Here is a 13,577-nt window from a genome sequence, read left to right on the forward strand (position 1 = left end):
ACAGCATCCTGCGCTTTAAACATTACTTCAGATCGGCCTGAACCTGATGAATCGGCTTCGCCCATGGGTTCTTCGCCTGAACGTCAGCTGGCAGCGCCGCTACGGCACGTTTTGCTTCATCTTTGGACGAATAAACACCGCTCACCAGCACATACCACGGCTGACCGTTACGGGTCGTCTGATAAACAACGTAGTTTTTCAGATTTGATTTCTTCGCCCAGCTGTTGAGGTTGTCATAGTTAGACGAACTGCTCAGCTGCAGCGTGTAGTTGCTGGATGGCGCAGATTTCAGCGATCCAACGTTGCCAGCCGTTTTACCTGCCGCGCTGCTGGAGGCTGTTGCCGTCGCTGCTGGCGCCGCTGTGGCAGCCGGTGCTGTGGTGGTCGCCGTGGCTTTCGGCGCAGTCTGCGTGACGGGCGCTTTAGCAGGCTCGCTCACCGCAGCCGTTTCAGTGTGTTTCGGCTGCGCCGGAACAGCTTTCACTTCAGGCGCCTTCACCACTGCCTGAGGTTTGGTTTCACGCTTAGGCTCAATCACCGCCTGCTTACGTTCAGGACGTGTCGCAGTCTGCGTCTGGCGCGGCTTGGTTTCCGTCGCAGCCGTTTGCGGCTGAGCGTTACCACCGCGAACCGGGGCAACGGTTGCAGGTTCAGTTGGCAGCGTAGAGTTAACCACGACGTTATCAACCTGCTGCTGGTTCTGCGGCTGCGTCAGCGCATTGTTCAGGTCTCCCTGAACTTCCACACGCTGCTGACCTTCAGGCGCAGCAGGTGCCTGACCCTGAGCAGGGGTTGAAGAAACAGGCGGCAGAGAAACATCCTGCGGCGCTGTGGTGTTCCCTGCGGTCTGCTCAGCAGAAGTGGCACCCGGCGCTGGCTGTGCACCATTCGCCTGGTCGGACGCATCGTTACCGGAAAGGTTGATGCTCTTCTCAGCGGAAGCCGTTTGCTCGGTTGAGTTCGTTGACGGTGCTTTAAGCGCGGAGCCAATGCCGACAATCAGCAGCACAAGCACCAGAACGCCAAGCCCCATCATAATATACTGGCGGGAAGCCGGTTTTGGCGCAGCGGCTTTTTTACGTTTACGCGGGCGACGCTCTACAGGCTGTTCGTCCATTGAATCTTCTTCGGACTCATAATCCTCTTCTGCTCGCTCTTCGTGCGCGTTGCGGCTGCGCGAAGGACGACGATCGTCTGCATCCAGATCAACATCGTCAAAGTTGATCTGCGGCTCGTTATCACGTTCTGAAGATTGACGAGAACGACCAGTACGACGATCGCTGGGATCGGGTTTCAGCTCGTCTTCTGGTTTGAATTCATCCATTTAACACCCCACTCAAAGGCTTATGCCAACGACTTTGCATTTCACCTGAAGCTAAACGACCACCTGCGACAGTGGCCTGACCTTTCTAGTTGTTACGCCTGCTGACAGTCAGCGATAGCGCCAAGAACGACATCGTGCGGCACTCCGCCGCGTACTTCACTCTTCCCTATTGCAAGCGGGAGTACAAGACGCATCTCACCTGCCAATACTTTTTTATCGCGCATCATGTGGGGTAAATACGCTTGCGCCGACATCTCCTGCGGCCCGGTCACCGGCAAACCAGCACGCTCAAGCAGCGCAATGATACGTGCCGTCTCTTCCGGTTTGAACTGTCCGAGACGTTCAGAGGTGCGGGCAGCCATCACCATGCCGGCCGCGACGGCTTCACCGTGCAGCCAGTTGCCGTAGCCCATTTCGGCTTCAATCGCGTGACCAAACGTATGCCCAAGATTCAGTAAAGCACGTAAGCCCGTTTCACGCTCGTCTGCGGCAACAACTTCTGCTTTCAGCTCACAGCAACGACGAATGCAGTATGCCAGTTTTGCCTCATCGAGGCCCAGCAACGCATCCATATTCTCTTCAAGCCAGCTAAAGAACTCACCGTCCAGAATAATGCCGTATTTGATCACTTCCGCCAGACCCGAAGCCAGTTCGCGCTTCGGCAGCGTTTTCAGACAGTCGAGATCCACCACCACCGATGCGGGCTGGTAGAACGCGCCAATCATGTTTTTACCGAGCGGATGGTTCACTGCCGTTTTGCCACCGACAGAGGAGTCGACCTGGGACAGCAACGTGGTTGGGATTTGAATAAAACGGACGCCACGCTGATAGCTTGCGGCCGCAAAGCCGGTCAGATCGCCCACAACACCGCCGCCCAGGGCAAGCAGTGTTGTATCGCGACCATGCGGTTTTTGCAGCAATGCGGTAAAGACGGTATCCAGTACCGTCAGGCTTTTATACTGCTCGCCATCGGGGAGAATCACACTGTCGACTTTTACGCCCGCCTGCTCAAGCAGGTGGCGCACACGGTCGAGATAAAGCGGAGCCAGCGTCTCATTGGTGACCAGCATCGCCTGATCACCCGCTTTCAGTGGTAAAAAGGAAGCTGGGTCGTTAAACAAACCAGCCGCGATGGTGATAGGGTAACTACGTTCCCCGAGAGTAACTGTAATCCTCTCCATGACGCGACATCCACCTTTAATGCTATTACCCGCAGGCGAGTGTATATAAAGCCAGAATCAGTTGCTTTCCAGCATATGAATAATCTGGTTTGCAACCACTTTAGCGCTCTGGTCGTCAGTACGAATGGTCACATCAGCAATCTCTTCATACAGCGGATTGCGTTCATCGGCCAACGCTTCCAGAACTTCGCGTGGTGGCGTTTCAACCTGCAGCAGCGGGCGCTTTTTATCGCGCTGCGTACGTGCCAGCTGTTTCTCAATGGTCGTCTCAAGATAGACCACTACGCCACGGGCGGAGAGACGGTTGCGGGTTTCGCGAGATTTCACAGAGCCGCCGCCTGTTGCCAGAACGATGCCTTGTTTTTCCGTGAGTTCGTTGATCACTTTTTCTTCTCGGTCACGGAAACCTTCTTCGCCTTCTACGTCGAAAACCCAGCCCACATCAGCTCCGGTTCGTTTCTCAATCTCTTGATCAGAATCGTAAAATTCCATATTGAGTTGTTGAGCTAACTGACGCCCAATAGTGCTTTTGCCGGCACCCATAGGCCCAACCAGAAAGATATTGCGTTTCTCTGCCATTTTATCGGTACTACTAAGACTATTCGTTAATGGTAATCCCCGCTTCGCAGACACCCGGCGTAGCAGGACATGAACTGAAACCTCATATGCAATAGAGCGAGAGTCAGACTAAAAATTATCTCAATACTCCGGCTTGTTTGGCAACTGATTAAATCACCGCGCCGGGCGCATAAGGTAATAAGACGTAAGTCCAACTCAAATCGGTACTCCTTGTATGCTAATTCATGCCCCACGTCAAACATCTGCAACAAACTGAATGCAAAATCATTGCGGGGATCGTTACCCGTCAGCGAATACCGACCAGACGTGGTGTAATAAACACCACTAATTCACGCCGTTCGTTGTCTTTCCCGTCATGACGAAAAAGCGACCCAATCCAGGGGATGCTTCCCAGACCGGGTACGCTGTCACTGCCGGTTTTGTTCTTCTGGGAAAAAATTCCGCCCAACGCCAGCGTTTCTCCACTTTTTACCTCCACCTGGGTTTCTATCTCCTGCTTGTCGATAGCCAGCGTTTCGCCATCGGCCTGCTGCAGAACCTGTCCCGGCATATTTTCGCTGATGTGTAGTTTCAGGCGCACGCGTCCCCCCGGTAAGACCACCGGTGTGACCTCCATTCCGAGTACCGCCTCTTTAAACTCAACGGAGGTGGCGCCGCTTTCCCCGCTTGAGACCTGATACGGAATTTCGCTGCCCTGCTTGATACTGGCCGGTTGCCCGTGCGAGGCCAGCAGCCGCGGGCTGGCGATGATATCGACCTGCTGTTTTTGCTCCAGCGCTGAGAGCTCCAGATCCAGCAGTCGACCATTGATCCTCCCGATATTAAAACCCACGTGGCTGGTGGCGCTGGCGACGGAAAGATCGCTGCCCAGCGTCGTCAGCTGTCCAACCTTGCCCGCGTCGGTCGCGTCGGCGAGATTCCACTTCACCCCAAGCTCACGCAGGCTTTTTTCGTTAATGGTCACAATATGCGCCGCCAGTTCGACCTGCTCGATGGGAATATCCATCTGGGCGGCCCAGCGCTGCAGCGTTTCCACCACCGTCTGGTTATCGCGGATCAGCAGACGGTTGGTACGCGTGTCGACAGACAAACTCCCCTTTGGGCTCAGGAGTTTTTCCGCGGCTTTTTGCAGCTCCCCGGCGTTGGCATAGGAAAAGGGAATGCCCTGAGTGACCAGCGGGGCATCAAGCTGCCGACGCGCCTGTTCCTGCTCTGAACGCTCCCGCTGCTCACGCTGCCAGGCCGCGGTATGCACATAAAAAATGCCGCCTTCCTCGCGCAAGACGAGTCCGGCACTGGTGACAACCGTCCGTAACGCCTGCCGCCAGGGGACGCGCGTCAGGTTAAGCGAAAGCGTGCCGCTGACATCAGGCGATACCACCAGATTACGGTTCTCCTGTGCGACCAGGGCCTGTAACACCTGAACCACAGGAACGTCATCCACCACCAGCGTGACCGGTTTTGGCTCGACGGCCCACAGGGGATGGCTGAACGCCAGCAGCCACAGCATTATCCGTAAATTCATTTTTGTCCGTTCCTTCTCGTTGCCACGTCCATTTTCCCGGGTCACAGGTGTCACCCACATCAACTGCCAGCTCCGCTGCATTGATGGCTGTTATCCTCCAGCCTGCCGGGAAGCGCTCATGCGTTTTCAGCCGATACCAGCGCTTTTGCCCATCCTGTAAAATGCCGATAGTCTCCAGCCCTTCCACCATGCCGCGAAAGTGCCACTGCGCCAGCTCGCCAATGGCACAAGGATCGTCCGGGGGACGAAACGGATCGCGCATACCGGTTAATAGCAGCACTGAGCAAACCAGCAAAAATCGCGCGCTATTTCGCATGTTCCAGCTCCAGCCGCAGGCGTAACGCCGAACCTTGTGGCGAAATCGTGAAAGCCGCGATCTGCACATCCTGCTGTGCCAGCCGGGAAAAAAGTTCCGGAATGGCCTGCCACTCCGCATCCAGCGCCAGCTCCCCTCCATTTTGCAGCGGCTTCCAGTGAACCAGCGTCGTGTTATCGCCCTGAAAATCGAGGGGGGAGAACGGCGTCAGCGCCCGTGCTTTTACAGCGTCCGGACGAAACGGCATCTTTCTGACGGCAGGCCATAACGCCGCGTTCGTCCTCACATCTTCAATCAGCTGGCGTTGTTGTTCAGCACACTGCTTGTCTACCGGTCTGAGCAACGCCCCCCACGCGACCAGTCCTGCCAGGAGACTCCCCAGGCACCAGCAGAGTACCCGATGCCGGGAACGGCTTTCGCACCAGCGTTCTACCAGGGTATTCACGCCTTACTCCTCGCTTTTGAGATGAAGCGTAAACAGCCAGTGCCCCCGGCTATCCTGTCGAAGCTCACCCGCCGTCCCGGACGTAAAGCCCGCGAGTTGTCCCACCCCATCGCGCAGGGCAGAGAGGGCCGGCAGGGTGAGGGCATAACCGGTCAATATCAGCGCAGGCGGCTGATAGCGCAGCTCTGTCAGCCAGACCTGTGAAGGAATGGCGCTGGAAAGGGATTCCAGCACCGGTTGCCATGCGCGTCGTTGCAGGGTCTGCACGGGCATTTGCGCCTGTGCGGTCAGTCTTTGCCGGGCGACAAGCGCGTGCTGCACGGACTGCATTCCCGTCAGATCCGTTTGCAGCGCGCGCAGCCTCACGAGATGGTTCATCCGCAGACAGAAACAGACCACGAACAGCAACAGCACTGTGCCGACACACATTGCGCCCCAGAAACGCAGGCATCGTGCGCGCCGCTGCTGTCGCCAGGGCAGAAAGTTCAGGATGCTCATTCGGGCACCTCGCTCATGGCCAACGCCAGCGCGACGGTATAATCAGCGCCACATTCCGGCAGCGGAGCCTGGCAACGCGCCAGGATTTCCCACGGGTCACGTTGGCGATCAAACAGCGCGATGTCATTTGGCCCCAGAGCCAGCAGCGCCGCCAGTTCGGCCACGTTTTCTGCTTCGGTAGTTAAGCGGCGTCCCCACTGGTGGCGCATCGCCCAGAGCCACTGCCGATCGTCCCGCCAGGCGACGCACTGCGCCGGTGCCAGCGCAGGAAGAAGATTCGTCAGCGCGCTGGCATCCGGGGTAATGGTCACCAGCCGCAAACGCAGCGTTTTCGCCAGCGCCAGAAGGGTGTCGACCTCGTTGTTTTGTGCGGCCGTCACGTGAAAGGTATTGCTGAAAGTATCCTGCGCGTAATCGAAACAGAGCGTATCGGCAGACATCTCCAGTTCGCGGGCGAGCGCGGCGCCAAGCCATGAGAGCTGCTCGCTGTCGCGCAGCGCAACGGTCGGACGGGGAAGCGACCGCTGCAGGGTGCGTGCTGCCGGGAAAGAGAGGAACACCCGATGGGCATGCGGCAGCGTTTTTCGCCAGTCGCGTAACGCATCAACCAGCTGTTCTGACTGACAAATTTTGCCGTCACGAATGATGTCTTTGGCCAGTGGGATTACCCACCAGCGCCTCAGGCGCCAGCCGGTCTTCTCCCGGGCCAGCGCCACGATCAGCACCCTATCCTGTTGAATATGAACGCCCGTTTGCCATGTTTTGAAGGCCATGCTTCACGATCTCCTTATCGCCCGTCGCCCTGACGGCTATATCAATGAATCAGGCTTGCCTTTATACTACCGCGCGATTGTTTAGAAACTGCCCAAGTGAAACCAAATGGGAAATCTCCGGTGAAGTTCGTAAAGTATTTATTCATCCTTGCAGTCTGTTGCATTCTGCTGGGAGCAGGCTCGATTTACGGTTTGTACAAATATATTGAGCCACAGCTACCTGATGTCGCCACGCTTCGCGATGTGCGACTCCAGATCCCGATGCAGGTCTATAGCGCCGATGGCGAGCTCATGGCGCAGTATGGCGAGAAGCGTCGTATTCCGTTGACCTTAAACCAAATCCCCCCCGTGATGGTGAAAGCCTTTATCGCCACGGAGGACAGCCGTTTTTACGAGCACCACGGTGTCGATCCGGTGGGGATTTTCCGTGCCGCGAGCATTGCGCTGTTCTCTGGTCACGCCTCTCAGGGGGCGAGCACCATTACGCAGCAGCTGGCGCGTAACTTCTTCCTCAGCCCTGAAAAGACGCTGACCCGTAAGATCAAAGAGGTGTTCCTTGCGATCCGTATTGAGCAGCTGCTGAGCAAAGACGAGATCCTTGAGCTGTACCTCAACAAAATCTACCTGGGCTACCGTGCCTATGGCGTGGGGGCGGCCGCGCAGGTGTACTTCGGTAAGCCTGTTGAGCAACTCACCTTAAGCGAAATGGCCACCATCGCCGGTTTGCCAAAAGCGCCGTCCACGTTTAACCCGCTCTACTCGCTCGACCGCGCCACTGCCCGTCGTAACGTCGTTCTGTCACGTATGCTGAGCGAAGGCTATATCAGCCAGAGCGAGTATGACCAGGCGCGCAACGACGTCATTGACGCTAACTACCACGCCCCGGAGATCGCCTTCTCTGCGCCTTACCTGACCGAAATGGTTCGCCAGGAGATGGTGAATCGCTATGGCGACAAGGCCTATGAAGATGGCTATCGCGTGTACACCACCGTCACCCGTAAAGTGCAGCAGGCGGCGCAGGAAGCGGTACGCAACAACGTGATGGACTACGATATGCGTCACGGCTATCGCGGCCCGTCCAACGTGCTCTGGAAGGTGGGCGAAAGCGCGTGGGACAGCAAAAAAATCACCAGTACGCTGAGAGCGCTGCCTACCTACGGTCCGCTCCTTCCTGCGGTGGTGACGCAGGCCGATCCTCAGGAAGCCGTTGCAACGCTCGCGGACGGTACGTCCGTCTCCCTGCGCATGGACGGTATCCGTTGGGCGCGTCCGTACCGTTCGGATACCCTGCAGGGCGCCACGCCGCGTAAAGTGACCGATGCGGTACAGACCGGGCAGCAAATCTGGGTGCGCAAGGTCGGCGAATCCTGGTGGCTGGCGCAGGTGCCGGACGTCAACTCGGCCCTGGTTTCTATCAATCCGCAGAACGGCGCTGTACTGGCCCTGGTCGGCGGGTTCGATTTCAACCAGAGCAAATTTAACCGCGCCACCCAGGCGCTGCGTCAGGTCGGTTCCAATATCAAACCGTTCCTCTACACGGCCGCGATGGATAAGGGGCTGACCCTCGCCAGCATCCTCAACGACGTGCCGATCTCCCGCTGGGATGCGGGTGCGGGTTCCGACTGGCAGCCGAAGAATTCCCCTGCGGAGTATGCCGGCCCGATTCGCCTTCGTCAGGGTCTGGGACAGTCGAAAAACGTGGTGATGGTGCGTGCCATGCGCGCGATGGGCGTCGACTATGCCGCAGAGTATCTGCAGCGCTTCGGTTTCCCGGCGCAGAACATCGTTCGCACCGAATCGCTGGCGTTAGGCTCAGCCTCCTTTACGCCGCTTCAGGTCGCGCGCGGATACTCGGTGATGGCCAACGGCGGCTTCCTGATTGACCCGTACTTCATCAGCAAGATCGAGAACGATCAGGGCGGCGTGCTGTTCGAGGCGAAGCCGAAAATTGCCTGCCCTGACTGCGATATTCCGGTCATTTATGGCAATACGCCGAAATCCGAGGTGCTTGAGAATAAGGACATGGAAGACCCTGCCGTGTCGCAGGAGCAGCAGAACGGCGTGGTGCCGCAGCCGCAGCTCGAGCAGGCGAACCAGGCGCTGGTCGCGCAGACCGGCGCGCAGGAGTACGCCCCGCATGTGATCAACACGCCGCTGTCGTTCCTGATCAAGAGCGCGCTGAACACCAATATCTTCGGTGAGCCAGGCTGGCAGGGTACCGGCTGGCGCGCAGGGCGCGATCTGCAGCGCCATGATATCGGCGGTAAAACGGGGACAACCAACAGCTCGAAAGACGCGTGGTTCTCCGGTTACGGTCCCGGCGTGGTGACCTCGGTCTGGATCGGCTTCGACGATCACCGCCGCGATTTAGGGCGTACCACGGCATCCGGCGCGATTAAAGATCAGATTTCCGGCTACGAAGGCGGCGCGAAGAGCGCGCAACCGGCCTGGGACGCCTACATGAAGTCCGTTCTTGAAGGCGTGCCGGAGCAGCCGCTGACGCCACCGCCGGGCGTGGTGACGGTCAATATCGACCGCAGCACGGGCCAGCTCGCCAACGGCGGTAACAGTCGCGAAGAGTATTTCATTGAGGGCACGCAGCCAACCACACAGGCGGTGCACGAGGTGGGTACAGAGATCATCGATAACGGCGAAACGCACGAGCTGTTCTAAAAATAAAAATGCCCGGTAAAAACCGGGCAAAGCATCGTAGGCCGGGTAAGGCGAAGCCGCCACCCGGCTTTTTTTATGGCCTACAGTCGCCCCTGCCCCTTCAACCACTCCCGTACCAGGAACAGTGCGCTCACGTTGCGAGCCTCATTAAAGTCAGGGTCTTCCAGCAGATCCATCAGGTGCGCCAGCGGCCAGCGAACCTGCGGCAGCGGCTCCGGCTCATCCCCTTCCAGCGATTCAGGATAGAGATCTTCCGCCACCACGATATTCATTTTGCTGGAAAAATAGGACGGCGCCATGCTCAGTTTTTTCAGGAATGAAAGCTCATTCGCCCCGAAGCCCACCTCTTCTTTCAGCTCGCGGTTGGCGGCTTCAAAGACGGTTTCACCCGGGTCGATGAGCCCTTTCGAGAACCCAAGCTCGTAAGATTCCGTTCCCACCGCGTATTCGCGGATCAAAATCAGATGATCGTCGACAATCGGCACAATCATCACCGCTTCGCGCGACGAGGGGCGCATACGTTCATAAACGCGACGCACACCGTTGCTGAACTCCAGATCCACACTTTCGACATTAAACAGGCGCGATTTGGCGACAGTTTCAACATTCAGAATGGTGGGTTTTTGTAGTGGTTTGCTCATCTTGATGGGTCTTAGCAGTGAGAACTGGGGTTATTGTGCGATACGCCGCACGGTTTCGGCAATGTCAATTGTTCTTTATTTACATTTATGCAACGTATTTGGGATCAATCCTCAATTCAAAACAAATGTCAAGAGGTTGAAATGTTTCCAGGAATTTGCTGATATCGCGCCATAACAGGCTTTGCTATCATCACCGGTCACTGGGATGCGCTTCAGAATGCTCAAGTTCGACTCCATACTTGCCGATAGCCAACCACAGACACTCATTCAATGTAAAGGTGCTACTGACTACACCTGTAAGAAGATAAGTAAGATGGGGAAAGCATGAGCACCATTTTGATTGTTCTCGCTGCTATGCTGGCCGGCGCATTGGTTGCAGGGTGGTTGTACAGGCGTCGCGTACAGCGACGTTATCGTCTGCCCTTTTTAAATGCATTTGCGGGCGCGACCACGCGTAAACTCACGCAAGAAGAGCGCGATGCAGTTGAAAACTATCTCGAAATCCTGAACCGTTCTCAGCTCACGCCTGGGCCAACGGGAGCCACCACTGCGCCCGTCGCGCTAAAGCTTAATGCGCAAAGTGACACCGTGCTCTGCGTGACGCGTTCCATTACGCGCTACGGCATTACCACTGATGACCCCAACAAATGGCGCTATTACCTGGATTCCGTCGAAGTGCATCTGCCTCCGTCATGGGAGCAATACATTAATGACGAAAACAGCGTTGAGCTGATTCACACCGATTCGTTGCCTCTGGTTATCTCGCTTAACGGCCACACGCTGAATGAATATCTTCAGGAAGCCCCACGTTTTGCGCTGGAACGCGCCAGTTCAACGCAGGCCTCCATTCGTGGCGAAGAGACAGAGCAGATTGAACTGCTGAATATTCGCCAGGAAACCCATGAAGAGTACGCCCTGAGCCGCCCGGACGGCATTCGTGAAGCTCTGCTGATCGTCGCCGCTTTCCTGCTCTTTTTTATCTGCCTGCTGACGCCGGATGTGTTTGTCCCCTGGCTGGCGGGCGGTGCGGTGCTGCTGCTGGCGGGCGGACTTTGGGGGCTCTTTGCTCCACCGGCCAAAACCTCGTTGCGCGAGATCCACTGCCTGCGCGGTACGCCAAAGCGCTGGGGTCTGTTCGGTGAAAACGATCAGGAACATCTCAACAATATTTCGCTCGGAATTATTGACCTGATCTACCCGCGCCACTGGCAACCGTGGATTGCGCAGGATCTGGGCCAGAAAACCGATATTGATATCTACCTTGACCGCCACGTTGTGCGTCAGGGGCGCTTCTTATCCCTGCATGATGAAGTGAAAAATTTCCCGCTTCAGCACTGGCTTCGCAGCACGGTCATTGCCGGAGGCGCGGCGCTGGTCTTAGTCATGCTGCTGCTCTTTGTGCCGCTGGATATGCCCATCAAATTCACCCTGTCGTGGATCAAAGGGGCACAAACCATTGAAGCGACCAGCGTCAACAAGCTGGATGAAGCCGGTGTCCGCGTGGGGGACACGCTGCGCCTGAAGGGAACCGGGATGTGTAATATTCACACGCCGGGGGCGTGGAACACGCGCCAGAACTCACCGTTCATGCCGTTCGATTGCTCGCAAATTATCTGGAACGACGCACCGCCGCTGCCGCTGCCGGAATCCGAAGTGGTGAATAAAGCCACGGCCCTCACCCAGACGGTTAACCGCCAACTGCACCCGAAACCGGACGATGATTCGCGCGTCAGCCCCGCGCTGCGCTCGGCCATTCAAAAGTCAGGCATGGTTCTGCTGGATGATTTTGGTGACATCGTTCTCAAAACGCAGGATCTCTGTTCTTCGCAGGATGAGTGCATACGTCTTAAAAATGCCCTGGTAAACCTGGGGAACAGTAAAGACTGGGACTCGCTGGTGAAACGCGCCGAAGCGGGACGGCTGGATGGCGTCAACGTGCTGCTGCGTCCGGTGAGCGCTGAATCGCTGGATAACCTGGTCGCCACCTCCACGTCGCCGTTCATGATGCGTGAGACCACCCGAGCGGCTCAGGCGCTGAACAGCCCGGCACCGGGCGGGTTTGTGATTGTCAGCGATGAGGGCAGCGACCTGGTCGATCAGCCTTACCCGCAGGTTGCGCTTTACGACTACCCGGCGCAGGAGCAGTGGAGCCAATTCCAGCGCCTGGCGCAGATGCTGATGCAAACGCCGTTCAGTGCCGAAGGAATCGTCACAAGCCTCTACACCGACGCCAACGGCACTCGCCATATCGGCCTCCACCGGATGCCGGATAGCGCAGGGCTATGGCGTTACATCGGCACCTCTCTGCTGATGACCGCAATGCTGATCGCCATTTTCTGGAACGGCTTTATGGCCCTGCGCCGCTACCAGCGCTCGCGCACCCGGCTTGCCGAGATCCAGCAATATTACGAAAACTGCCTCAATCCTAAGCTGATCCCCTCCTCTGAGAGCCTGATCTGATAACGTCGTTGCGCGGCAAGATGTGCTACCCTGTCGCGCACGTTTCTTCTGGCTGGAGTTCCTCTTATGCATCTTGATATCACCTGGCAGGAGGTTGATACCGTTCTGTTGGATATGGACGGCACGCTGCTCGATCTCGCCTTTGATAACTATTTCTGGCAAACGCTGGTTCCAGAAACCTATGGCGAGCAGCAGGGGATCTCCCCGGCAGAAGCGCAGGCATTCATTCGTTCGCAATATAGTGCCGTGCAACATACGCTAAACTGGTACTGTCTTGACTACTGGAGCGAGCGCCTCGGTCTGGATATTTGTGCCATGACCACCGCCCAGGGTCCACGCGCCGTGCTGCGCGAGGATACGGTTCCGTTCCTGGACGCGCTGAAAGCAAGCGGCAAGCGCCGCATTTTGCTGACCAACGCGCATCCCCATAACCTGGCCGTGAAGCTGGAGCATACGGGTCTGGCATCACACCTTGATTTATTACTTTCCACCCACACATTTGGTTATCCGAAAGAGGATCAGCGGTTGTGGCATGCGGTGAAGGAAGAGACGGGTTTGCAGCCGGAACGCACGCTGTTCATTGATGACAGCGAACCCATTCTGGATTCCGCGGCTAAGTTTGGCATTCGCTATTGTCTGGGCGTCACCAATCCTGACTCTGGCCTGGCTGAAAAAAGCTATCTGCGCCATCCGGGACTGAACGACTATCGCCAGATGATCCCCTCACTGACCGTGAAGGAGAGGCCATGAAAGAAAAACCCTCTGACGGGGTAAGACTGGATAAATGGCTGTGGGCGGCGCGTTTTTATAAGACGCGCGCCCTTGCCCGCGAGATGATTGACGGCGGAAAAGTGCATTACAACGGCCAGCGCAGCAAACCAAGCAAGCTGGTTGAGCTGAATGCCACCTTAACGCTGCGTCAGGGCAACGATGCACGTACGGTAGTGATTAAAGCCATTACCGAACAACGACGGCCGGCAGCCGAAGCCGTACTGCTTTATGAAGAGACGGCGGAAAGCATAGAAAAGCGCGAGAAGACCGCGCTGGCGCGCAAAATGAATGCGCTGACCATGCCCCACCCGGACCGGCGACCGGACAAAAAAGAGCGCCGCGATCTGATGAAATTTAAACACGGTGAGACCGAGTAACCCTCACCTGCACG

General features: G+C 57.0%; 13 protein-coding genes. 4 read left to right on the plus strand and 9 right to left on the minus strand.

Features of this window, described 5'->3' with window-relative positions; translation table 11 throughout:
- Positions 1 to 22: 22 nt before the first annotated feature.
- The 8 genes from damX to pilM form a co-directional block, all read right to left on the minus strand.
- Positions 23 to 1,324 carry a cell division protein DamX gene (gene damX / locus ABFV38_RS20470; RefSeq protein WP_348957931.1) on the minus strand — a complete coding sequence of 434 codons (1,302 nt, stop codon included), beginning with the start codon at positions 1,322 to 1,324 and terminating at the stop codon, positions 23 to 25.
- A 92-nt stretch (positions 1,325 to 1,416) separates the two neighbouring features.
- A complete protein-coding gene (gene aroB, locus ABFV38_RS20475) occupies positions 1,417 to 2,505 on the minus strand; it encodes a 3-dehydroquinate synthase (protein ID WP_024907920.1) in 1,089 nt (362 codons plus the stop codon).
- 57 nt (positions 2,506 to 2,562) lie between these two features.
- Entirely contained in the window at positions 2,563 to 3,084 is a 522-nt protein-coding gene (gene aroK, locus ABFV38_RS20480) for a shikimate kinase AroK (protein ID WP_003861630.1), read from the minus strand.
- Between the two features lie 286 nt (positions 3,085 to 3,370).
- The gene (hofQ, locus tag ABFV38_RS20485) at positions 3,371 to 4,609 is read right to left on the minus strand and encodes a DNA uptake porin HofQ (protein WP_348957933.1); all 1,239 of its coding nucleotides are present in this window, start codon (positions 4,607 to 4,609) and stop codon (positions 3,371 to 3,373) included.
- Positions 4,521 to 4,925, minus strand: coding sequence for a HofP DNA utilization family protein (locus tag ABFV38_RS20490; RefSeq protein WP_348957935.1), 405 nt, complete (start codon positions 4,923 to 4,925; stop codon positions 4,521 to 4,523). Before ABFV38_RS20490 ends, hofQ begins: the two co-directional genes overlap by 89 nt.
- Complete coding sequence (locus ABFV38_RS20495; RefSeq protein WP_348957937.1) at positions 4,915 to 5,370, minus strand: HofO; 456 nt, start codon at positions 5,368 to 5,370, stop codon at positions 4,915 to 4,917. Before ABFV38_RS20495 ends, ABFV38_RS20490 begins: the two co-directional genes overlap by 11 nt.
- 3 nt (positions 5,371 to 5,373) lie before the next feature.
- Positions 5,374 to 5,868, minus strand: a complete 495-nt coding sequence (locus ABFV38_RS20500) for a PilN domain-containing protein (protein ID WP_348957939.1) — start codon at positions 5,866 to 5,868, stop codon at positions 5,374 to 5,376.
- Entirely contained in the window at positions 5,865 to 6,641 is a 777-nt protein-coding gene (gene pilM, locus ABFV38_RS20505) for a pilus assembly protein PilM (RefSeq protein WP_348957941.1), read from the minus strand. Before pilM ends, ABFV38_RS20500 begins: the two co-directional genes overlap by 4 nt.
- A gap of 120 nt (positions 6,642 to 6,761) precedes the next feature.
- Here pilM and mrcA point away from each other — a divergent pair, with 120 nt between their 5' ends.
- Positions 6,762 to 9,314 carry a peptidoglycan glycosyltransferase/peptidoglycan DD-transpeptidase MrcA gene (gene mrcA, locus ABFV38_RS20510; RefSeq protein ID WP_045909338.1) on the plus strand — a complete coding sequence of 851 codons (2,553 nt, stop codon included), beginning with the start codon at positions 6,762 to 6,764 and terminating at the stop codon, positions 9,312 to 9,314.
- An 80-nt stretch (positions 9,315 to 9,394) separates the two neighbouring features.
- Here mrcA and nudE read toward each other — a convergent pair whose 3' ends face one another.
- Positions 9,395 to 9,955: an ADP compounds hydrolase NudE gene (gene nudE / locus ABFV38_RS20515; protein ID WP_008503041.1), complete on the minus strand. Its 561-nt coding sequence runs from the start codon at positions 9,953 to 9,955 to the stop codon at positions 9,395 to 9,397.
- 324 nt (positions 9,956 to 10,279) lie between these two features.
- Here nudE and ABFV38_RS20520 point away from each other — a divergent pair, with 324 nt between their 5' ends.
- The 3 genes from ABFV38_RS20520 to hslR all read left to right on the plus strand — a co-directional run bounded on the left by ABFV38_RS20520 (position 10,280) and on the right by hslR (position 13,563).
- Positions 10,280 to 12,415: an intracellular growth attenuator family protein gene (locus ABFV38_RS20520; protein WP_045909339.1), complete on the plus strand. Its 2,136-nt coding sequence runs from the start codon at positions 10,280 to 10,282 to the stop codon at positions 12,413 to 12,415.
- 66 nt (positions 12,416 to 12,481) lie between these two features.
- On the plus strand, positions 12,482 to 13,165 hold the full coding sequence (yrfG, locus tag ABFV38_RS20525; RefSeq protein WP_048226362.1) for a GMP/IMP nucleotidase: 684 nt from the start codon (positions 12,482 to 12,484) through the stop codon (positions 13,163 to 13,165).
- A complete protein-coding gene (hslR, locus tag ABFV38_RS20530) occupies positions 13,162 to 13,563 on the plus strand; it encodes a ribosome-associated heat shock protein Hsp15 (RefSeq protein ID WP_348957944.1) in 402 nt (133 codons plus the stop codon). Before yrfG ends, hslR begins: the two co-directional genes overlap by 4 nt.
- Positions 13,564 to 13,577: the final 14 nt, after the last annotated feature.

Source organism: Enterobacter cloacae complex sp. Mu1197 (genome assembly GCF_040059225.1).
GTDB classification, from domain to species: Bacteria; Pseudomonadota; Gammaproteobacteria; order Enterobacterales; family Enterobacteriaceae; genus Enterobacter; species Enterobacter quasiroggenkampii.

Bases quoted from the DNA above. Each gene is read 5' to 3' on its own strand.
- damX (WP_348957931.1), bottom strand. From the start codon at position 1,324: ATGGATGAATTCAAACCAGAAGACGAGCTGAAACCCGATCCCAGCGAT.
- aroB (WP_024907920.1), bottom strand. From the start codon at position 2,505: ATGGAGAGGATTACAGTTACTCTCGGGGAACGTAGTTACCCTATCACC.
- aroK (WP_003861630.1), bottom strand. From the start codon at position 3,084: ATGGCAGAGAAACGCAATATCTTTCTGGTTGGGCCTATGGGTGCCGGC.
- hofQ (WP_348957933.1), bottom strand. From the start codon at position 4,609: ATGAATTTACGGATAATGCTGTGGCTGCTGGCGTTCAGCCATCCCCTG.
- ABFV38_RS20490 (WP_348957935.1), bottom strand. From the start codon at position 4,925: ATGCGAAATAGCGCGCGATTTTTGCTGGTTTGCTCAGTGCTGCTATTA.
- ABFV38_RS20500 (WP_348957939.1), bottom strand. From the start codon at position 5,868: ATGAGCATCCTGAACTTTCTGCCCTGGCGACAGCAGCGGCGCGCACGA.
- pilM (WP_348957941.1), bottom strand. From the start codon at position 6,641: ATGGCCTTCAAAACATGGCAAACGGGCGTTCATATTCAACAGGATAGG.
- nudE (WP_008503041.1), bottom strand. From the start codon at position 9,955: ATGAGCAAACCACTACAAAAACCCACCATTCTGAATGTTGAAACTGTC.
- ABFV38_RS20520 (WP_045909339.1), top strand. From the start codon at position 10,280: ATGAGCACCATTTTGATTGTTCTCGCTGCTATGCTGGCCGGCGCATTG.
- yrfG (WP_048226362.1), top strand. From the start codon at position 12,482: ATGCATCTTGATATCACCTGGCAGGAGGTTGATACCGTTCTGTTGGAT.
- hslR (WP_348957944.1), top strand. From the start codon at position 13,162: ATGAAAGAAAAACCCTCTGACGGGGTAAGACTGGATAAATGGCTGTGG.